This is a genomic window from Entomobacter blattae, from assembly GCF_014672835.1.
Classification (GTDB): Bacteria; Pseudomonadota; Alphaproteobacteria; order Acetobacterales; family Acetobacteraceae; genus Entomobacter; species Entomobacter blattae.
Window position 1 is genome coordinate 1,475,607 of the sequence record NZ_CP060244.1, and the last position, 19,690, is coordinate 1,495,296.

Below are 19,690 nucleotides of genomic sequence, written 5' to 3' on the forward strand. Positions count from 1 at the left end.
ACAAACGCTTAAGACAAAGGCTCCCTAAGATACAGGGTCTTAGAAAAGGCTCTCGTCATTCCAAGGAATTCCGCATCAAATTGTGTCTGTGATCCTGTTTTGATCTGTGCCGCCATTTTGATCTGTGACACCGTTTTGAACCGTTTTGATAGGACTCCATTTTTTGGTAAAGTTTTGAAGGCTGTTAGTCTCCTTGGTGATTTTCCACATGTTAATTTTTTAAAATAGCGTAAGGTCTGGTTAAATCATAAGAGAAAAAACAGGAAAGGTTTTAGCCTTTTATTCTGGTTATCACCGCAAGGGGGTTGTTTGTTTTACCCTTCTATGATTTCTTTAGGTCTTTAGGTCTTTAGGTCTTTAGGTCTTTAGGTCTTTAGGTCTTTAGGTCTTTAGGTCTTTAGGTCTTTAGGTCTTTAGGTCTTTAGGTCTTTAGGTCTTTAGGTCTTTAGGTCTTTAGGTCTTTAGGTCTTTAGGTCTTTAGGTCTTTAGGTCTTTAGGTCTTTAGGTCTTAGTGAGTTTTTGGGGTAGTTCTTGGCAGGTTGGGTCTTGGGCATTTTGATGGGTATAGAGTAGGCATTTCATGAAGAGGCAGAGAAAAAGCTGGGTTTTTAGGCAGGTTTGTGGGTTTTTGATGGTGGGAGTTGTGGGCGTATGGCCCCTTTCTGGGTTTGGTCAAATCCCGTCCACCTCCGGAGTGGCTTCTGGTCCTGCTATTGAAGAAGATAGTGTGACCTTTACCCCTGCGAGTTATCAGGATTTACCAGGTTGGGAAAAGGAAAAGGTAGGCCGGTTTTTGGTTGCCCTTTCAACACAGTGCCAATATTTTCTTGCCAAGCCTTCGAATTCCCCTTTGGGTAATCCGCTTGGTGGGGCCCCTTTTCTGGCCGCGCGCAGTGGGTCTACGGCTTACTGGAACGGTGCCTGTGCTGCTTTAAAGTTTGTGCACGCTGGTGATGAAAAGGCGGCCCGAGAATTCGTAGAGCGGTGGTTTAAGCCATACCGTGTTTCTGGCGAGGGGCAAGCGCTGGTAACAGGATATTTTGAGCCAGAAATTCGGGGTTCTCTTTATCGTCAGGGGCTTTATCAAATACCTGTCTATGCCCGTCCGCCCGATCTTAAAACCGTCGTGGCAACCGATGGTAGCAAGGTGAGTGGATCATGGCAGAATGGCACTTTTGTTCCCTATTGGAGTCGGGCGCAGATTAATTCAGGGGTTTTGTCTGGTCGCCAACTGGAATTACTCTGGGTTGCAGACCCGGTTGATCTTTTTTTCCTGCAAATTCAAGGCTCTGGTCGGGTGTTGCTGGAAGATGGTCGTACAGTCAGGCTGGCTTATGCGGGTAAAAATGGCCAACCTTATGTTCCCATTGGGCGTGTGCTGGTTCAACAAGGCGCATTGAAGAGTGAGGAGGTCAGCATGCAAACTGTGGCTCGCTGGCTAAAACAGCACTCCAAGCAAGCCCGCCAGATTATGGAGCAAAACCCCAGCTATGTGTTTTTTCGTGTGGTTGAGGGCAGTGCCACCGCCTGGCAAGGGGCTCCGGGCACTTTAGGCGTTGGGTTAATTCCTGGTCGGTCGGCGGCTGTTGATCCACGCTATTTGCCGTTAGGGTCGTTATTATGGGTTTCTACTCATGTGCCCTCGTTAAAAACAGGGCAACAAAAAAGCTGGAGTCATCTTGTGCTCGCCCAAGATACAGGGGAAAATATTAAAGGGCCGGAGAGAATAGACCTATATATGGGGTGGGGGGAAAAGGCAGCATGGAAAGCAGGCTACCTTCAAAGTGAAGGGGCCGTTTATGTTTTGGTGCCGCGCCAACCAAAAACCCCCTAAAGACTCCCCTTGAGGAAACCCCTCTGTGGACCCTCTCCTATGGAAATCCTTTGAGAATGAATTTTTCAAAAATCAGCCTTCGTTATTCTTAGGGGATTATAGGAGATCCGCCTGAAGGAGAAATAGCCTGAATGAGAGGCAGATAGTGGATAAGATAGAAGCTCCTCTCAGGATGGGAGGATATAAACGGGCCCGCACTTTTTGCATTGGCCCGCATAGGTTGGTGCGGGGTGATTGTGTGCCCGCTCTTAAACGCTTGACCAGTGAAAGTGTCGATGTTGTGGTCACTTCTCCGCCTTATAATATCGGGCTGTCTTATTTTACTTATGATGACAGGAAAGAAGAAGGGGCCTATTTGGCATGGATGCAGGAGGTCTGCGCCCAAATCAAGCGTGTGCTCCGCCCTGATGGGTCTTTTTTTCTGAATGTGTCTGGCTCATCTTCAAGCCCGTGGCTGCCATTTGAATTGGCTGTAAGGTTGAGAGGCCTGTTTTGTCTGCAAAATCATATTTCCTGGGTCAAATCCATCTCCATCGGAGAGGATACGTTTGGCCATTTTAAACCTATTAATAGTGCACGGTTTTTACATCATAATCATGAGCATCTTTTTCATTTTACGCTCGATGGTCAAAAATCACTCGATAGGCTTGGAGTTGGCGTTCCTTATAAGGATAAATCCAATATTCGTCGACGTCACCATGATGTCGATAGAAGATGCCGGGGGGATGTGTGGTTTATTCCCTATAAAACAGTACGCAGCAAAAGCCAGAAATATAACCATCCCGGTACTTTCCCCCTGGAGCTACCCCAAACCTGTATAAGGTTGCACGGGGTTAAAAACCCAGTGGTGTTAGACCCTTTTGCGGGCACGGGCACCACCCTTATTGCTACGCATTATGAAGGGGGAGAAGGCATTGGCATTGAGATAGACTCTGCCTATGTGACCATAGCACGCCAAAGGTTAGAGTATCTCTTACAAGAAGAAAGCTCCCCGTAAGGTAGGACTTTCCCAGCTACTGACCCATTATTAGCTGGCCCAGTAGTTGGTTGACCAAGAGAAGGGGGTATCCAAAGAAGGTTTCTCAGCAGGGATTTTATTCAGCAGGAGTTTTGCCCAGTAGGGGGGTTAGTAGGAGGGTTCTCAGTAGGAGTTTTGATAGAGTTGCCAAATAAAAACAGTTTGAAAATATTTCAGGAAAGAGCGTGTTTTGGTTTTGGAGGTTTTGACAGATGGATATTATCATGGCAAAGAAAGTTCAAGCGATTTCTGTCATTTAATTTTCCAATTGATTGAGAATTTATCAAAGAATGTCTATCAAAAAAGCAATGATTTCACTCGTTATTTTGGGAGGGGTGGCTTATGGGGGCACTGTTGCCTATCTTACCCATTTCGATCATTCAACGGCTCCTAAATTGCCGGAGAATTCCCCTACCCTTAAAGACCCCGTAGCCTTGGCAGCGTATAACGCTATCTCTGAAGCACGATGTGATTATTGCCATACCAAGAATGTGAACCTGCCTTTTTATTTTAAGGTTCCAGGTGCACAGCAATTGATGGAAAGTGATAGGCGCCGGGGGTTGCTGCATTATCGTTTTGAGTCAATTATCAAAAATTTCCAAGAGGGTAAACCTTCTTCCGTAGAGCAGATTTCTCGTATTGAAGCCGTGATCAAGCAAAATCGTATGCCCCCGGTTCAGTATCTGCTTATGCACTGGCATGCGGCTCTTTCTGCTGCTCAGAGAGAAGCTATTTTGGCGTGGGTGAATGAAGTCCGCCGGAAATATTACAGCACGCCAGGGGTGGCCCCGCAATTTGTATCTGAGCCTGTGCAACCTATTCCTGAATCCCTGCCGGTGAATGCTGAGAAAGTGGCACTGGGTCGAAAATTGTTTTTTGACAAACAGCTTTCAGGTGATGGCACTTTAAATTGTGCTTCCTGCCACGCGTTGGAAACAGGGGGGGTAGACCGGCTTAAGACTTCAACTGGTATTCATGGCCAAAAGGGTCCCATTAATGCCCCAACCGTTTTTAACGCTGTTTTCAATATTAAACAGTTTTGGAATGGTCGTGCAGTAGACCTGGCAGACCAGGCTGCAGGCCCTGTCACGAACCCCCTTGAAATGGGAGCCCATGATTGGGATAGTGTAGTTGCCAAGGTACGGAAAGACCCAGAATATATCCCACTTTTTGCCAAGGTATATGGCAGTGAAGGGGTTACCAAAAGAACAACAACGGATGCCATTGCCGAGTTTGAGAAAACCTTAATTACCCCTGATAGCCGTTTTGACCAATATCTTAAAGGAGATGACAAGGCTATTACAGCCCAGGAACGTCATGGGTATCAGCTTTTCAAATCTGTGGGCTGTTCAGGCTGCCACAGTGGGGTTGCTCTGGGGGGTGACGGCTTTGAGGTTATGGGGCTTGAAGATAATTATTTTGCAGCTCGTGGGAATGAGCAGTCAGATGCAGATAAGGGAATGTTTGTCTTAACCAAGGCTGAAGAAGATTTACATCGCTTTAAAATTCCTAATCTGCGTAATATCGAGCTGACAGCTCCTTATTTCCATGATGGAAGTGTTGATAACCTTGAAGGTGCTGTAAAATCCATGGTGAAATATCAAACCTCCTTTGGGACATTACCGGAGTCTGATATTAAGGACATTGTAGCCTTCCTGAAAACTTTGACAGGGAAATATCAGGGGAAATATTTGGATCAGATGGAGAAAGCTGTTCCTTCTCGTGCTTCGACTGCTCCAGAAGCTGAGAAGCCAGCCGTTCAGAAAACCTATCCTGAGAAAGTCCAATAATTGCTCAAGGTGGAGTTGATTTGATACCCTACCAAAGGCCAGGAGATATCCTGGCCTTTTTATTTTGTTTTTAGAAAATTTTTTTACAGTTTTTTACCAAATAGGTCTTTGAGGGTTTATCTTCCTTTGTGGAAAAAACTGCTATTCCTCTTAAAAAATATTGAAAAAACATTATGTTATTGCCTATGATGCTCCCTATCGGAATGACGGGGTCAAGAGTGGTTATCAGGCCTATTTTGAGTGTGGCTGTTTATAGTTATGATGAAAAAAACAAAAAAAATGCAAAAGCCACCACGTCCGGCTCACAGCTTGGCAACAGAGGATTATAGCGTTTGGCATCATTTCTCCCGTTATGTAACCCCTGTTCAACGAAAACCCTACTATGTCAGGAATGGATATTTTCAGGCTTCTGCCTTTGATGGATCTTCAGAGGGGTTCTTTAAAGAGGGAAAAAAAAGACCTATCGAGAATGCTCTTTTGAAGGAAAAAAAAGAGAAGCCGAATATAGCCTTTTCCCAAGGGCAGGCTAATCAGGACCAGGCTAACCAGGGACAGGTTAAAAAGAAGGGAAGACGGTGGGACGATATAAAAAATTTGGAAGAACAGGCTAGCGGCGGTACCCCCCAAAGATCAGAAATCTCTGCTCAAACACGGCTCAGGCCTCTGCAGGCCCATGTTTTCAGGCACGAGCATGATTTTGCGGCATGGGAGTGGCGAGTATCAGAACTCACGGAGTTTAAGGGCAGGGGTAAAGGGGTAAGGGCCCAGAAAAAAGGGGAAAAGAAAAAAGGGGAAAAGAAAAAAGGGGAAAAGACTATAAGGCCTTTGCGAAAGCTGGATTTGCATGGTTTAACCGTTCATAAGGCCTTTGTTATTTTTTACGATTTCGTTATAAACGCTTATAGGGATGACATTGGTTGTATCGAAGTCATCACTGGTATGGGTAACAGCACCGCAGGGAACACTACAGGGAGCACCACAGGGGGGCTTATTAAAAGGGAGCTTCCTCTATGGTTGGAAAGGCCCGATATTGCCGATTTTATTCATGCAGTATGTTATTCTTCCCCTCGGAATTATGGTGCGTTAAAGATTTTGTTACGGAAAAAGAAGGGACGAAATTCCTATTTCTAAGCCCCTATTTTTAAGTTTCTATTTTTTAAGTCTCTATTTCTAGATTTTCAGTGGCTATGAGCATGTCGGTAGGGCTTTAAAGGCTTGGGTGGTCCTTAACGGTGATGAAAGAGTTAATAAATAATAAATGATGAAAAATCCTTATTTATCGTGATTTTATGGAGTCTTTATCGTTATAGAGGCTGAATTCTAAAAAAAGCGGGGTTGCTCTAAAGAGTAAAAGATGCTGTATTAAGAATGCTTCTTAGTAAAATTAAATCACACAGCTCAGTGTAATGATAGATTAGACCAGCACAGGGGGGATTCATGAGGGTATGTTTTGAGCAGGTAGCCAAGGGTGTGGCCAAGAGTGCTGCTATGGTGATGGCCTCTGTGGCCGTTCTTTCTTCAGTCCTTTCTTCTGGGGGGGCTTTGGCTGCTGAAACAGTGAAAGATATCAGCGGGCGTGAAGTGGTGATTCCTGATCATGTGAATCGTATTGTGCTGGGTGAGGGGCGCCTTATTTACGCCATGGCCTTGCTGGAAGGCAAAAATCCTTTTCAGAGAATTGTTGGCTGGCAAGGAGAGTTCCGTAAGGCTGACCAGCAGAATTATGACCAATATGTCAAACGTTTTCCCCAGGTGGCTCATATTCCCCTTATTGGTAAAAATACAGCAGATTCTGTAAGTTCCGAAAAGGTTTTGGAGCTTAAGCCAGATTTGGTCATTCTCAGTCTTGTGGGCCATGGTCCAGGCCCTTCCAGCCAGTTGGTTAGCCAGCTTGATGCTGCCCATATTCCCTATGTTTTTGTGAATTTTCGAACTCAGCCCGTTGCAGAAACCGTTCCTTCCATGCTGATTTTGGGAAAAGCCCTTCATCGGGAAAAAGAGGCCCAAGCCTATGTTGATTTTTACCAGGCGCATTTAAATCATATTCGGGAAGGTGTAGCCAAGCTTTCTGCGGCCCAAAAACCCACTGTTTTTATTGAAATGCTGGCAGGTGCGCGTGAAGGGTGCTGTCATACTGCGGGAAATGGCAATATGGGGGCATTTATTGAAGCTGCGGGGGGGAGAAACATCGCCAAGGACAAGCTCCCTGGCGTGATAGGTGAGCTCTCTCTTGAGGCAGTTATCGCCGCTAACCCCGATATTTACCTAGCCGATGGCACAAAAAGCCCTGCTTATACGGGGGGAGGAATCCGCATGGGGGCAGAGGTTTCCCAGGCACTGGCTCGGTCTTCCTTTTTGGAGGTGCTTAAACGGCCCGGTATTTCCACCTTGCGGGCTGTAAAGGATGGCAAAGCCTATGCCCTTTGGCATTCTTTTTACGATTCCCCTTATAATATTATCGCCATAGAGGTTATGGCCCATTGGTTCCATCCAGACATTTTTAAAGATGTAAACCCCCAAAAAACTGCAGAGGAATTGTATAATCGCTTTTTATCCATTCCCTTTACAGGGACCTATTGGGTTGCAGCAAAGCCGTGACTATGTCTTTTAATGTCAAGTTGGAAAGTAAAAAAGCCAAGATTGGGTCAGAGGAAAGGGCAAGGCTCAATCTTATGAGGGAGGTCTCAGTTCCTCATGAGCGGCGCACCCAAATTGCAGGAGCCTATAAAAAGGTGCTCAAGCGCAGAATTGCTGTGCTAATGGGGTTGCTGTTGGTGATTGGGGCCGGTTTGTTAACAGATTTCATGCTTGGCCCTTCTGGCCTTACGCCCGGCCAGTTATGGCATACGCTTTTTCATCCCGATTTGGTCAATGTTTCTCAATCGGTTATTGTCTGGCAAATTAGGTTGCCTTACGCCCTTATGGCCGTATTTGTGGGTATGGCTTTAGGGCTTTCCGGTGGAGAAATGCAGACAATATTGGATAACCCACTCGCCAGCCCCTATACGCTGGGGGTTTCGGCGGCGGCCTCTTTTGGGGCCTCGCTAGCTATTATCCTGCATTGGGGTCTTCCAGGTATTCCACCAGAATGGATTGTATCGGGCAATGCTTTTGTCTTTGCGATAGGTTCGGCCTTTTTGTTGGATTTGGTGGCCAGGGTTAGCCGCTCTTCGACCAGTATTGTTGTGCTGTTTGGTATTGCTTTGGTTTTTACCTTCCATGCCCTTGTGTCCATGGTGCAGTTTGTAGCGAATGAAGATGCCTTGCAAGATTTGGTATTTTGGACAATGGGGAGCCTCACCCGCGCCAATTGGCCTAAGCTTGGGCTGTTGGTGGCAGCTTTTTTCCTGATTCTTCCCCTGTCTTTGAAAGCGGCTTGGAAACTGACCATTTTACGCTTGGGTGAAGAACGGGCTGCAAGCTTTGGGGTCGATATTCGCAAAACCCGTATTGCGGCTCTGTTTCGTATTAGCATCCTCTCCGCCTTGGCTGTCTCCTTTGTCGGAACCATTGGGTTTGTGGGGCTGGTAGCTCCTCACATAGCGCGTAGGCTTCTTGGGGAAGACCACCGCTTTTATCTGCCAGGTTGTGCTTTGGTGGGTGGGGTTATTTTATCATTTTCATCGGTGGCGGCAAAAAATATTCTCCCCGGTGTTATTTTACCCGTAGGTATTGTAACCGCCTTGGTGGGGATACCGTTTTTTATGGTGATTATTCTTCGGAGGCAAAGGGCTTAGCCGATGCGCTTTCTACGGGCAGAAAATCTGGATGTCGGGTATCATCATGTACGGGTTATTCATAACCTTTCGCTTGAGCCGTTACCGCAAGGGGAGGTGACCTCTCTTTTAGGGCCAAATGGCAGTGGCAAGTCAACATTATTGAGGGCTATAGCAGGGCTTGAAAAAATTGGCAAGCAGGGAAAAGTGTTTGTGGGAGAGCAGGATATTTCCCGTATATCTGTTCTTGAGCGCTCTAAAATCTGCGTTTATCTCCCTCAGTCCCTCCCTCCTAGAATCCACATGCAGGTTTTGGAAACGGTGGTCACAGCCCGTAAAATAGCAGCCTCTTCCCCCAATGCGGCCTCCTATCTGGATGAGGTCGATGAGGTTTTGGAAATATTGGCCCGCTTAAAGATTGATGATTTGGCTTTGAGCTATCTGGACGAGCTTTCAGGAGGGCAGCGGCAACTTGTTGGGTTAGCCCAGGCTTTGGCATGCCGGCCGCATCTCTTATTACTGGATGAGCCGTTGAGCGCTCTGGATATGAATAGGCAGTTTTCGGTAATGGATGTTATTGGTGAAGAAACCATCCGGCGTAATATGATTACGGTTATGGTTTTGCATGATTTGAACATTGCCATGCAGAAAACTGATCGGGTTGTTATGCTGCAAAAGGGGCGTATTTATGCCTACGGACAACCGAGAGAGGTGATCACGCCCGCTGCACTCTCTGATGTCTACCATGTTCAGGCGCGTATCGAGCCTTGCTCTAAAGGTCTTTTGCATGTGATGGTTGATGGTGTTTCAGAAGAACTTTCCTGAAAACGAGAACAAGACCTAGGTCAGAATAATATCTAGCCCAAAACAATACCTCGCTCGCACAAGACTTAGCCGGCAAAGGTAAAAGCATTTTTTATGAATGGTTAACGCACTGCCTACTTCCATTCAGAAAGCAATGGGGTGAGCCATCGCTTAATGGCGAGCTGGGCAGAAAGGGAGGGTTGCATGATGTTGAAAGAAGCATCATTTGACTCTTTGAGGCTTTGCAGGGTTAAAAAATTCTCTTTTGCCATCGTTACGACTTCTTGGGATTGTAATAACCGGTTTATGGCGTGGCGCCATTGAGCAATTTCCTGAGGTGGGGTAAGCATGGGCATGACACAGGCTGTTTCAAGGGTTGTTGCACTGGCCAGACTTTGCCAGCCTTCATAAAGAAGGCCTTGGGGGGGATGATTACGCTCCACTATGTATTTTTGGGAAAAAGTGGGAATAGCTCTGGTATCGGCGGTGGCATTAAAGGAAAAAAGGGCTCCAAACCCTGCTTTGCTTATTTCATCCTGGTGGTCAGCATAGTGTTTGCTATCCATCTGGATAATATCGACTTCCCTGTTCAGCAGGGCCTTGACAGCCTCGTCAACATTTCCCATTCCCACTATGGGCAAGGGGGTAAAGTTCAGAAGATGCAAGGCCAGCAAGGTGGGGAGCTCTGCACCAATATAGGTTGAAACTGCCACCTTGAAGCTATGTTTGCGAAAACGGGCCTGCAGGGGATGCTGAAGGGCCTGTGGGCCTACGACCACACAGTTTGTCAGGCTTTTAAAGATGGGAATCCATCGCCCGAAATCAAAATGTACCCGTGGGTCACCGGCAAGGGCTGCAATAATCGCAGACCCCGGTACAAGCAAGGCTGTATGGCTACTGTTTTCTGGGCGAGTGTCAAATTGGTTAGCCCCACTGACCCCATCTTGCCCAGGAACGGCAGAAGCCTGAATGTCCCCGCCGGGCAGGGTCTCTTTCAGGGCGGAAAGGAGGATCTGCTTCCAGCGTTCCTGTGAGGGAAGGCCAGGGGCTGCCACAAGAAGAGTATAGGCAGTGGGATCAGGTATGCCTTGTGTAGCTGAGGATAAGGTTGCTCGCAGGGGCTGTGAAGAAGCTTGGAAGGGGATACTTCCAAGGGAAAGCCCTATTGCCGAGGGGAGGAGTGCCGTGAGCAATTGACGCCGAGAAAGGGTAGAGGGTAATGGAATCTGGCTTTTTTCAAAAATTTTAACCACAGCGTTTATTGTGCCTTGTTTGTTTTGCCCTGTTCCCTTTGGCTAGGGACCACTTTTCCTAATTGCAAACCCTATAGCCAACTTTATAGGGGTATTTTCCTTTTATAATAAAGCAGCAAAGCCTTTGCAGGCAAGGTTGTTGGATTAAAATAACGTAATATAGCCCTTGAGATAAGGGCTATAAAGAAAAAAATCAAATATTTACAATAAGGGGCTACGGCCACTTGGCTTCTGGCGGCATGCTCATAAGGATGGCTTCGGTAAAGCCCCCTGTTTTCAGGCCAAAAAGCGTGCCACGGTCGTAAAGAAGGTTAAACTCTACATATCGTCCACGTCTGACCAGTTGTTTTTCGCGGTCTTCCTGGGTCCAGGGGGTATGGAGTCTCTTGCGGATAATGGCAGGATATGCCTCGTGGAAGGCACGCCCAACATCTTGGGTAAAGGCGAAATCTTTTTCCACATCGCCCGTATTGAGCCAATCGTAAAAAATGCCTCCCACTCCACGGGGTTCCTTGCGATGAGGGAGATAGAAATATTCATCACACCATTTCTTGAATTTGGGATAATAGGTTGGGTCGTGCAGGTCGCAGGCCTGTTTGTATCGTTCGTGAAAGGAGAGGGTGTCTTCCTTGGTTTCTGGTGTTTCCAAAAACATGGGGGTTAAATCCCCGCCCCCCCCAAACCAACCCTTGCTGGTAATAATCATGCGGGTATTGAAGTGGGCTGCTGGTACAAAAGGGTTGCACTGATGGGAAACAAGGCTGATGCCTGTGGCAAAAAAGCGTGGGTCTTCTTCGGCCCCAGGGATTGTTTTTCGGAACTCTTCTGAAAACTCCCCTTCGACGGTCGAGACATTGACGCCGACTTTTTCAAACACGCGCCCTCGCATGACGCTCATAACCCCACCGCCTTTTTGGGGATGTGTCCAGGCTTTGCGTTCAAATTTTCCTAGTTTTCCTGGTTTTTCTGGGGCATCGTGGCCCGGCAATGTGGGGGCGTTGCTGTCCTTTGCCTCTTGCTCGATTTTTTCGTATTCGCCACAGATCATGTCCCGTAAGGTTTCAAACCAGTGCTGGGCCTTTTCACGATAGGCGTTGTGCGGTATGGAAGACATGTCTGTCAGATCCTTTAAAATGAATAAATATGTTGAATAAAATACAATTAAAATAGAAAGTCGTAGATTAGGGTGTATAGAAATATTTTGAATAATCCTATTAGTTATATCAATATTCATTCTATCAAGATAGGCCTATCAAGATTAGGCGAACCTAAAACGATAAATCAATGCAGAGGGTTGTTATGTTCGGCACAACAGCAGCTGGAACAAATGATGGAGGAATGAATTTTTAAGAAAGACATGCTGTGTTTTTCTAGTTTTACACAATGTTGTTTTACATAATACTGGCTTACGCAATGCTGGTTTTGCATAATGCTGGTTTTTTGCACAATACTGGCTTGCGCAAAGCGCCCCTGCATGCCCCATGAAAGCTGCCAAATCTTCCGCATGGATGGTGGAGCCTATTTGATAGGCAAAATTTTGAGAGATAAATTATAGGGCCATTAATTATAGGGTCATTGTAGAATAGAAAGTGGTTTTGTCCCTGAACAGCAAGGCCATATAACAGGTCTTGGTTCAATAAAGAGGAGTCCAACAAAGAGGGTTCCAATCAGGAGGAATCCGATAAGGAGCGCCCTAATAAGAAGGGGAAAATATGGTGGGATGCATAAGAGAGGATTGGCCACATCGGTAGGGATCAAACAGATATGGATAAGAATACTCCTTCGTCAAAGGATCTTTCTTCCTTAGGTTGGCTGGAACAAAGGTTGCCAGTCAAGGCCTTTTTTAAAAGGCATTTTCAAGACTACACCATGCCCGCAGCCATAAGCTGGTTATGGGCACTGGGCGATGTGTTATGTATTCTGTTTTTGCTGATGGTCCTGAGTGGCGTTTTCCTAGCCCTTTTTTACGTTCCTACCGCAGAAGGGGCGTTTTCTTCGATCCAGGAGATTGAACGCCACATTCCTGGCGGGTGGTTGATAAGGGCTATTCATGTGAGCGGAGCCAGCATATTCATGGTGTTTTTGTACGGGCATCTTCTTCGTGGGCTTTATTACCTTTCCTATCGCGCTCCGAGGGAATTGGCCTGGTGGAGCGGCCTACTTCTGCTGGGGATGTTTATGGGCGTAGCCTTTGCGGGGTATGTGCTGCCCTGGGGACAAATCTCGTATTGGGCAGCCGATGTGGTAGGTCAGGCCATGGGGGCCATTCCCTTGGTTGGTCACAGTCTGGTGGTGTGGATACAAGGGGCAGAACGCCCCACGGAGGTTTACCTTCACCGGTTATTTGTGCTGCATTTTGTATTGGGTTTTGTAGCCGTAGGCGTTATTTTTGCCCATATCATTATGGTCAGGTGTGTTTACGGGTTTCTCTTTCATCGGAAAAAAGAACGCAAAAAGGAAGGAGGCTCACCTTCATCCGCAGTCCCTCCTGAAGGGGGGGAACAGGCTAGAATAAAGGTTGCCAATAGCGGGGCGGTAAAAAAAGTGCTTCTTCCTTTTGCGCCCTATTTTTTAATGAGGGATGCCTTGGTGATGATCGCTGCTTTTCTGGCGATGGTTGTGCTGGGGTGTTTTTTCTCCTCCTGGTTGGTGGAAGCCGATAACTGGCGGCCGGCCAATCCCTTTAAAACCCCGGCTCAGGTTGAAACTGTCTGGTATTTTCAGCCCTTTTACGGCATGCTGCAAGCTGTTCCTTCCAAAATGTGGGGGGTTATTCTGGCTGGGGGGTCTATTGGCCTTCTTTTTTTTCTACCATGGCTGGATTGTGGCAAAAAGCACCTGTTAAAAGAGGGGTGGCTATATCGCGTGGGGCTGACCTTAACGGTTATAGCCTTTATCGTGCTAGGTTTGGCAGGCAAGGCGCATATGGCAGGGGCGTGGCTTTGGACAGCCCGTTTGGCTTTGGTATGGTATTACGTATTTTTTCTGTTGGCTGTTCCTCTTCTTTCCGGTTTTTTCTCTTCGGGAAATTTTTTCTCTTCAGGGAAAAAGAAAATTGGGGAAGAAGAAAATCCAGGGATAACAGGAAAGGGCTAAGAATGTTGTGGGTAAGGTGGTAGCTTTACAAAGCAGCTGGGTTGGTGGGAGGACAAAGGATGGGTAGGCAGTCAATAAGGCGGATAGGATAAAGGGGCCATGGGGATAAGAAATGGCGGGAGAAGGCGGATTAACCGAGGAGTAGGGTTGGCCATTTTGGGGATTGGCCTTGGGGTGAAAAGCCTCTGGGCTGCTCCTGCTATTTCGCCTTATCCTCTTCGGAAAGATGGGCTTTCTGGGCCGGATATTGCCAGTATTCAGCGGGGTTTTGTCGTATTCGATACGGTGTGCGCGCGGTGCCACAGCGTTAAATATATGCGCTTTGATGACCTTAAGGCCCTAGGTTTAACCGACGATCAGGTTAAACAAATTGCTGGCAGGCATTCCATAGAACATCCTACAGAACATCCTGCGGGGAGCCTATCTTCTCTTAATCCATTAGGTGAGGCAGGGCCAAAGAGCCGCCCAGCTGGGCGATGGGATTATTTTCCCTCTCCCTTCAGGAGTGAGGAAGAGGCAAAACGTGCTAATAACGGGGCACTCCCTCCGGATTTTTCCAGCTTTGCGGCTTACTGGCCGGGTGGGGCTTCTCGTATAGAGGCCTTTTTGCAGGGGTATAGGCCAGCACCTGAGGGTGAGAAAGTTCCCATAGGGTCTTATTACAATATTTACGCTAAAAACCACTCTACCGATATGCCCCCCCCATTGCAGGTAGGGGCGATACACGATAGGGATGGTCATGCCCTTTCCCTGGCCCAGCAAGCCCATGATGTGAGCAGCTTTTTAGAGTGGGTGGCTCATCCCCATCTCATAGAGCGCAGGCAATGGGGGATAAGCGCAACCTTATATTTGATTTTTGTGGGCGTATGTATTTTCCTTCTTAAAAGAAGACTATGGCTCCTAGCCCAGAAGAGTAGAAGTAAAGAAGAGTAGAAGTAAACAGAGAGAAAAACAGGAAAGGTAAGCACGATGTCTACAAAACCGGTTATTGGCCTTATTGGAGGCTCTGGCCTTTATGATATTGAAGGGCTGGAAAACAAGGTTTGGCGCAAGGTGAGCACCCCGTGGGGTGAGCCCTCTGATGAGGTGCTGCTAGGCACATTAAAAGGGGTAGACTGTGTTTTTTTACCACGCCATGGGCGGGGGCATTATGTTTCTCCCTCTGGGTTAAACTACCGGGCTAATATCCATGCCCTTAAGTCTCTGGGCGTTACGGATATTTTGTCTCTCTCGGCAGTAGGTTCCCTCAAGGAGGAGCTGGCGCCAGGGCATTTTGTGATAGTTGATCAGTTTATTGATCGCTCAGTAGCCCGTCAGAGCAGCTTTTTTGATACGGGTTGTGTCGCTCACATCTCCATGGCAGATCCGGTTTGTCAGCGTATGGGTGATAAGGTGGCGGAAGCAGCCCAGGACGTGGCTATTCCGTTTACGCGGGGGGGAACCTATTTGATGATGGAAGGCCCTCAATTTTCCACGAAGGCGGAAAGTCACCTCTACCGGTCTTGGGGGTGCTCGGTTATAGGGATGACCAACCTGCCCGAGGCCAAACTCGCCCGTGAGGCCGAAATGTGTTATGCGACCATAGCCATGGTGACAGACTATGATTGCTGGCACCCAGAGCATGAGCATGTTACAGTTGATGCTGTCATAAAAACCCTGCACGCCAATATTGCCAATGCCCGCAAGCTGATTGAAGCGGTGATCCCTCGCTTGGGTCAACCTCGAAGCGTATGTCAGCTGGGGTGCGAACATGCCCTTGACCACGCCCTTATGACCGCCCCTTCAAAGCGTGATCCAGCCCTTTTGGAAAAACTGCAAACCATAGCTGGTCGTGTGCTGTAAAATAGGCAATGAAATATGAGGGGAGCAAAGGGTTTGTTGTCATAAAAACCCTGCACGCCAATATTGCCAATGCCCGCAAGCTGATTGAGGCTGTGCTTCCCCGCTTGGACCAACCCTTGAAGCGTATGTCAGCTGGGGTGCGAATATGCTCTTGATCACGCCCTTATCATCGCTCCTTCAAAGCGTGATCCAGCCCTTATGAAGGCCTGCAAATGGGTTGAAGCCGTGATCCTTCCGCTTGGGGAGCAATCGCGGGGAAAGGCCGATTTGGTATCGTTTTTTGCAGTCCCCCCCCGCCTGATCTTCTAACTCCTGGTAACTTCCGGTAACTCTTGGGGGCTTCTAATTTTTTGGTCTTCTAACCCTTGGGGGGCTTCTGAAAGGAGGCTTACAATCCTATACAGCAACAGCAATAGGGTGCAAATTTGAAGGATATGCAGATTTAATGGATAGCCCTAAAGCTTTCTGTTGAAGCCAAAGCAGTCGTCAAAAGAGGGGGCTTTAAGTGGGATGTTGACATTCTCCTATAGTGAACTCCCCTGTATAGTAAACTTTTGCTCGTTTCTTGCTCGGTTTTAGAACCTTGCTCCGTTTTAGGAAGATTCCTATAGCATCACCGGTATTTTGCCCTTAGCTGGCGCAAGATAGGGTGGTGGCATCATGGGTTTTCCATGATTGGCTGCTCAAAGATGGTGCTGTGGTATTTAAAAACACCTTACCAAGAAAGAATGCTTGCCTGATTTGTTGATTGTTACTGAGCATATATGGCTTTTATATTTTTGTGTTTGTGTGGATCGTCCTTTCTCTTGGGCTGTTACAGCGAGTTCCCTAAAAAAACCGCCTTTGTGGTAAGGAAGACGGTAGAGGGGGACGATTTCTTGGGGATATGGCCATTATAACCTTGAGGTATGATCCTTATAACAAAGTCTCGTGCTCCAACGGATAGGCTATAGTTTGCCAGTAAGGGCTTTATCCCTGGAACCACCTCTAGTGGTGTTGTAGAGCCGATTACGAGGGTTAAAGCCCTGCGTGGCAGAGTAGTTTCTTGTTTAGGGGGTAATTTTAGGGGCCAAATTTGGGGGCCAAGGCTTTGAGGGGAAAGGGGGGCTTCCCCTCATTGTTTAACCTATAAATATTGTTTAAAAAATTTCAGGGTTCTTTCCTGGGCCAGTGTATAGGCCGCCTTATTAAAGCTGGAACGCTCAGAACAGCCAAACCCGTGCTCGGCCTCTGGATATATAAAAACTTCTACTGTTTCTTCCGGATGGGCTTTTTCAACCTCTTTTACACCTTCTATAGGAATATGGGTGTCTTTACCCCCAAAATGCATCTGCACGGGGCAGTTGGCTTTTCTGTCTTTATTATGGGGAATTCCCGCCCCATACCAGGCTGAAGCTGCGGAAAAAATGGAGGTTGTCGTTGCTGCCTCCCAGGTGAGTGAGCCGCCCCAGCAATAGCCAATAATGCCCTTCTTTCCATCCCCCAGTTTTTCTGCTGCGGCCTGAATGTCTTTTAAGCTGCTTTCTACGGGGATTTTGGTCACTATTTCAACGCCTGCCTTGAAATCTTCTGAGTCGTAGGTCAGCTCAACATCTTTCTTGATACGGTCAAACATGGCCGGAGCAATAACGTGGTAGCCTTCTTTGGCAAAGTTATCGCATACAGCGCGGATATGGTGGTTAACCCCAAAAATTTCCTGAAGAACAACCAGTTTGTGAGGGTTGCCCACGCCTGCCTCGTACGCCTTAAGTTGATGGCCGTCGGCGGCGGTAAGTGTAATAAATTGGCCCATAGAATGCTCCATAGATTAAAGGTTTTGAAATGGCAGCTTTGCTCATCATAGCAAGAAATGCTTTTAAGAATAATCTGCAAAAAAGAAGTAGCAGGGTTGAGCAAAGCACCATGATGGTTTTTCGGTCATTGATTAAATGAAGGGGGGTGAGTTTAGTACAACATATTCCAGAAGAAGAGCGTTCTACTCGGAATGTTTATTTAGCCGTTATAGGGGCTTTCCCCTTTGTTGGGAAGAGATAAGGTTTTGGTAAGTATTTTCTTGACAGAAAAGAGGAACTATATTATTTCCTAACAATAGCACTTGAGGTAGGAGAGTGCTAAAAGTCGTTCTCCCTCAAAATTAAGTGCGAAGTTTGTTTGTAGAAACGCGGCATGACGCGCGTATTAACCGGCAAGGCTGCTTCATGAAGAGCCTGCCATAGAAAAGTGGAGTTTGATCCATTATGACGAAGTTTCGTCCTTTGCATGATCGAGTACTGGTTCGTCGCCTCGATAGTGAAGAAAAGACAGCTGGTGGCATTATTATTCCAGATACAGCAAAAGAAAAGCCTATGGAAGGTAAAGTGATTGCTGTAGGTTCCGGTGCTCGGAGCGAAGAAGGAAAAGTCACCCCGTTGGATGTTAAAGCGGGCGATACCGTGCTGTTTGGCAAATGGTCTGGCACAGAAGTGAAAATTAACGGTGAAGACCTGCTGATCATGAAAGAAAGCGACATTCTGGGAATTATTGGCTAATTCATTCCCTGATCCTGCTTCTTGTTCTGCTTCAGGAAGTGAGGGGTCTCTATGGGTATGAAAAGAGCATTTTCCCTTTTGTCTATTTATTAGGAGTTTTAAGATTATGGCCTCTAAGGAAGTCAAATTTGGCAGTGATGCCCGTGAACGTATGCTGCGTGGTGTCGATATTCTGGCCAATGCGGTAAAAGTGACACTCGGCCCAAAAGGTCGGAACGTTGTGTTGGATAAAAGCTTTGGCGCTCCCCGTATTACCAAAGACGGTGTCTCTGTTGCCAAGGAAATTGAACTGGCCGATAAGTTTGAGAACATGGGTGCACAAATGGTGCGCGAAGTGGCCTCTAAAACAAACGATATCGCTGGTGATGGCACAACAACAGCAACAGTTCTTGCACAGGCTATCGTTCGTGAAGGCGCAAAAGCGGTTGCTGCGGGCATGAACCCTATGGATCTTAAGCGTGGGATTGACCAGGCAGTCGGTGTTGTTGTTGAACAGCTGAAAAAAAACACCAAAAAGATTACCACCCCTGCTGAAACGGCTCAGGTTGGAACCATTTCTGCCAATGGTGAAAAAGAAATTGGCGATATGATCAGCCAGGCCATGCAGAAAGTGGGCAATGAAGGTGTTATCACCGTTGAGGAAGCCAAGGGCCTGCATACCGAGTTAGATGTTGTTGAAGGGATGCAGTTTGATCGTGGATACATCTCTCCCTATTTTGTTACCAACACCGAGAAGATGACCGCTGATCTGGATAGCCCTTATATCCTGATTCACGAGAAGAAGCTTTCTTCTTTACAGCCTGTTCTTCCATTGCTGGAAAGTGTTGTTCAGTCTGGCAAGCCATTGCTGATTATTGCTGAAGATGTAGATGGGGAAGCTCTGGCAACCCTCGTGGTGAACAAGCTGCGTGGTGGGCTGAAAATTGCCGCTGTTAAGGCCCCAGGTTTTGGCGATCGTCGTAAGGCCATGCTGGAAGATATTGCTATTCTGACTGGTGGCCAGGTTGTAAGTGAAGACCTTGGCATTAAGCTTGAAAACGTTACGCTTGATATGCTCGGCCGTGCTAAGAAAGTTCATATCGATAAAGAGAACACCACAATTGTGGAAGGCAATGGCGGCAAAAACGACATTAAAGCCCGTTGCGGCCAGATTCGGGCCCAGATTGAAGAGACAACCTCTGATTATGACCGCGAAAAACTGCAAGAACGCCTCGCTAAACTGGCAGGTGGTGTTGCTGTTATCCGTGTTGGTGGGTCTACCGAGGTGGAAGTTAAGGAACGTAAAGACCGTGTAGATGATGCCCTGCATGCCACACGTGCGGCTGTGGAAGAAGGGATTGTTCCTGGGGGTGGTACAGCTTTGGCTCGTGCCTCTCTTGAGTTGTCCAAGCTGAAGGTTCACAATGATGATCAGCGCGTAGGGGTAGAAATTGTTCGCCGTGCGCTGACTTCGCCTTTACGCCAGATTGCTGAAAACTCTGGTGAAGATGGAGCCGTTGTTGCTGGCAAGGTGCTGGAAAGCAAAGACTATGCTTTTGGTTTTGATGCTCAACAGCTTGAATATAAGGATCTGGTGAAGGCTGGTATTATCGATCCAACCAAAGTGGTGCGTGCAGCTCTTCAGGATGCAGCCTCTGTAGCCGGTCTTTTGGTTACCACAGAAGCGATGATTGCAGAAAAGCCAGAGAAAAAACCTGTTCCTGCCGGTGTTGGCGGTGGCATGGGTGATATGGATTTCTAGTTTTTTTCTATTATCCCTTTCGAAAAGGCCCCATTATTTGGGGCCTTTTTGTATTTTTACTGTTTTTT

17 protein-coding genes are annotated in these 19,690 nt (G+C 47.2%); 13 read left to right on the forward strand and 4 right to left on the reverse strand.

The window, feature by feature from the left end; translation table 11 throughout:
* Positions 1 to 580 precede the first annotated feature (580 nt).
* The 7 genes from mltA (at position 581) to JGUZn3_RS06560 (ending at position 9,183) form a co-directional block, all read left to right on the forward strand.
* Positions 581 to 1,834, forward strand: coding sequence for a murein transglycosylase A (gene mltA, locus JGUZn3_RS06530; RefSeq protein WP_203412775.1), 1,254 nt, complete (start codon positions 581 to 583; stop codon positions 1,832 to 1,834).
* 172 nt (positions 1,835 to 2,006) lie between these two features.
* A complete protein-coding gene (locus tag JGUZn3_RS06535; RefSeq protein ID WP_203414849.1) occupies positions 2,007 to 2,831 on the forward strand; it encodes a DNA-methyltransferase in 825 nt (274 codons plus the stop codon).
* Positions 2,832 to 3,142: 311 nt separating this feature from the next.
* Complete coding sequence (locus tag JGUZn3_RS06540; protein ID WP_203412776.1) at positions 3,143 to 4,642, forward strand: cytochrome-c peroxidase; 1,500 nt, start codon at positions 3,143 to 3,145, stop codon at positions 4,640 to 4,642.
* Between the two features lie 279 nt (positions 4,643 to 4,921).
* Entirely contained in the window at positions 4,922 to 5,773 is an 852-nt protein-coding gene (locus tag JGUZn3_RS06545; RefSeq protein ID WP_203412777.1) for a Smr/MutS family protein, read from the forward strand.
* A gap of 306 nt (positions 5,774 to 6,079) precedes the next feature.
* Positions 6,080 to 7,240, forward strand: coding sequence for an ABC transporter substrate-binding protein (locus tag JGUZn3_RS06550; protein WP_238996775.1), 1,161 nt, complete (start codon positions 6,080 to 6,082; stop codon positions 7,238 to 7,240).
* 74 nt (positions 7,241 to 7,314) lie between these two features.
* Complete coding sequence (locus JGUZn3_RS06555; protein ID WP_203412778.1) at positions 7,315 to 8,379, forward strand: FecCD family ABC transporter permease; 1,065 nt, start codon at positions 7,315 to 7,317, stop codon at positions 8,377 to 8,379.
* Between the two features lie 3 nt (positions 8,380 to 8,382).
* Positions 8,383 to 9,183: an ABC transporter ATP-binding protein gene (locus JGUZn3_RS06560; protein WP_203412779.1), complete on the forward strand. Its 801-nt coding sequence runs from the start codon at positions 8,383 to 8,385 to the stop codon at positions 9,181 to 9,183.
* Between the two features lie 113 nt (positions 9,184 to 9,296).
* Here the strand turns inward: JGUZn3_RS06560 and JGUZn3_RS06565 are convergent, their stop codons facing one another.
* From JGUZn3_RS06565 to JGUZn3_RS06575, 3 genes are all read right to left on the reverse strand, one after another.
* Positions 9,297 to 10,415 (reverse strand): hypothetical protein, encoded by a 1,119-nt coding sequence (locus JGUZn3_RS06565; protein ID WP_203412780.1) that lies wholly within the window; start codon positions 10,413 to 10,415, stop codon positions 9,297 to 9,299.
* A 214-nt stretch (positions 10,416 to 10,629) separates the two neighbouring features.
* Complete coding sequence (hemF, locus tag JGUZn3_RS06570) at positions 10,630 to 11,529, reverse strand: oxygen-dependent coproporphyrinogen oxidase (RefSeq protein WP_203412781.1); 900 nt, start codon at positions 11,527 to 11,529, stop codon at positions 10,630 to 10,632.
* Positions 11,530 to 11,696: 167 nt separating this feature from the next.
* On the reverse strand, positions 11,697 to 11,921 hold the full coding sequence (locus JGUZn3_RS06575) for a hypothetical protein (protein ID WP_203412782.1): 225 nt from the start codon (positions 11,919 to 11,921) through the stop codon (positions 11,697 to 11,699).
* Between the two features lie 258 nt (positions 11,922 to 12,179).
* Here JGUZn3_RS06575 and JGUZn3_RS06580 point away from each other — a divergent pair, with 258 nt between their 5' ends.
* From JGUZn3_RS06580 to JGUZn3_RS06595, 4 genes are all read left to right on the forward strand, one after another.
* Positions 12,180 to 13,511 carry a cytochrome b gene (locus JGUZn3_RS06580; RefSeq protein WP_203412783.1) on the forward strand — a complete coding sequence of 444 codons (1,332 nt, stop codon included), beginning with the start codon at positions 12,180 to 12,182 and terminating at the stop codon, positions 13,509 to 13,511.
* A 99-nt stretch (positions 13,512 to 13,610) separates the two neighbouring features.
* Entirely contained in the window at positions 13,611 to 14,444 is an 834-nt protein-coding gene (locus tag JGUZn3_RS06585; protein WP_203412784.1) for a cytochrome c1, read from the forward strand.
* A gap of 36 nt (positions 14,445 to 14,480) precedes the next feature.
* Complete coding sequence (locus JGUZn3_RS06590; RefSeq protein ID WP_203412785.1) at positions 14,481 to 15,353, forward strand: S-methyl-5'-thioadenosine phosphorylase; 873 nt, start codon at positions 14,481 to 14,483, stop codon at positions 15,351 to 15,353.
* Positions 15,354 to 15,361: 8 nt separating this feature from the next.
* Positions 15,362 to 15,508: a hypothetical protein gene (locus JGUZn3_RS06595; protein ID WP_203412786.1), complete on the forward strand. Its 147-nt coding sequence runs from the start codon at positions 15,362 to 15,364 to the stop codon at positions 15,506 to 15,508.
* 971 nt (positions 15,509 to 16,479) lie between these two features.
* On the opposite strand, the gene JGUZn3_RS06600 is transcribed toward JGUZn3_RS06595, so the two are convergent.
* The gene (locus tag JGUZn3_RS06600) at positions 16,480 to 17,145 is read right to left on the reverse strand and encodes a dienelactone hydrolase family protein (RefSeq protein ID WP_203412787.1); all 666 of its coding nucleotides are present in this window, start codon (positions 17,143 to 17,145) and stop codon (positions 16,480 to 16,482) included.
* 445 nt (positions 17,146 to 17,590) lie between these two features.
* Here JGUZn3_RS06600 and groES point away from each other — a divergent pair, with 445 nt between their 5' ends.
* Together groES and groL are read left to right on the forward strand one after the other, a co-directional pair.
* Positions 17,591 to 17,881, forward strand: a complete 291-nt coding sequence (gene groES, locus JGUZn3_RS06605; RefSeq protein ID WP_203412788.1) for a co-chaperone GroES — start codon at positions 17,591 to 17,593, stop codon at positions 17,879 to 17,881.
* A gap of 106 nt (positions 17,882 to 17,987) precedes the next feature.
* A complete protein-coding gene (groL, locus tag JGUZn3_RS06610; protein ID WP_203412789.1) occupies positions 17,988 to 19,622 on the forward strand; it encodes a chaperonin GroEL in 1,635 nt (544 codons plus the stop codon).
* The last annotated feature ends 68 nt before the right edge of the window (positions 19,623 to 19,690 follow it).

What these genes read in the sequence shown, in the direction of transcription:
- hemF (WP_203412781.1), bottom strand. Translation starts at nt 11,529, where the DNA reads ATGTCTTCCATACCGCACAACGCCTATCGTGAAAAGGCCCAGCACTGG.
- JGUZn3_RS06580 (WP_203412783.1), top strand. Translation starts at nt 12,180, where the DNA reads ATGGATAAGAATACTCCTTCGTCAAAGGATCTTTCTTCCTTAGGTTGG.
- JGUZn3_RS06535 (WP_203414849.1), top strand. Translation starts at nt 2,007, where the DNA reads ATGGGAGGATATAAACGGGCCCGCACTTTTTGCATTGGCCCGCATAGG.
- JGUZn3_RS06600 (WP_203412787.1), bottom strand. Translation starts at nt 17,145, where the DNA reads ATGGGCCAATTTATTACACTTACCGCCGCCGACGGCCATCAACTTAAG.
- JGUZn3_RS06540 (WP_203412776.1), top strand. Translation starts at nt 3,143, where the DNA reads ATGTCTATCAAAAAAGCAATGATTTCACTCGTTATTTTGGGAGGGGTG.
- JGUZn3_RS06575 (WP_203412782.1), bottom strand. Translation starts at nt 11,921, where the DNA reads ATGCGGAAGATTTGGCAGCTTTCATGGGGCATGCAGGGGCGCTTTGCG.
- groES (WP_203412788.1), top strand. Translation starts at nt 17,591, where the DNA reads ATGACGAAGTTTCGTCCTTTGCATGATCGAGTACTGGTTCGTCGCCTC.
- JGUZn3_RS06560 (WP_203412779.1), top strand. Translation starts at nt 8,383, where the DNA reads ATGCGCTTTCTACGGGCAGAAAATCTGGATGTCGGGTATCATCATGTA.
- JGUZn3_RS06550 (WP_238996775.1), top strand. Translation starts at nt 6,080, where the DNA reads ATGAGGGTATGTTTTGAGCAGGTAGCCAAGGGTGTGGCCAAGAGTGCT.
- JGUZn3_RS06585 (WP_203412784.1), top strand. Translation starts at nt 13,611, where the DNA reads ATGGGGATAAGAAATGGCGGGAGAAGGCGGATTAACCGAGGAGTAGGG.
- groL (WP_203412789.1), top strand. Translation starts at nt 17,988, where the DNA reads ATGGCCTCTAAGGAAGTCAAATTTGGCAGTGATGCCCGTGAACGTATG.
- JGUZn3_RS06545 (WP_203412777.1), top strand. Translation starts at nt 4,922, where the DNA reads ATGCAAAAGCCACCACGTCCGGCTCACAGCTTGGCAACAGAGGATTAT.
- JGUZn3_RS06590 (WP_203412785.1), top strand. Translation starts at nt 14,481, where the DNA reads ATGTCTACAAAACCGGTTATTGGCCTTATTGGAGGCTCTGGCCTTTAT.
- mltA (WP_203412775.1), top strand. Translation starts at nt 581, where the DNA reads ATGAAGAGGCAGAGAAAAAGCTGGGTTTTTAGGCAGGTTTGTGGGTTT.
- JGUZn3_RS06555 (WP_203412778.1), top strand. Translation starts at nt 7,315, where the DNA reads ATGAGGGAGGTCTCAGTTCCTCATGAGCGGCGCACCCAAATTGCAGGA.
- JGUZn3_RS06595 (WP_203412786.1), top strand. Translation starts at nt 15,362, where the DNA reads ATGAAATATGAGGGGAGCAAAGGGTTTGTTGTCATAAAAACCCTGCAC.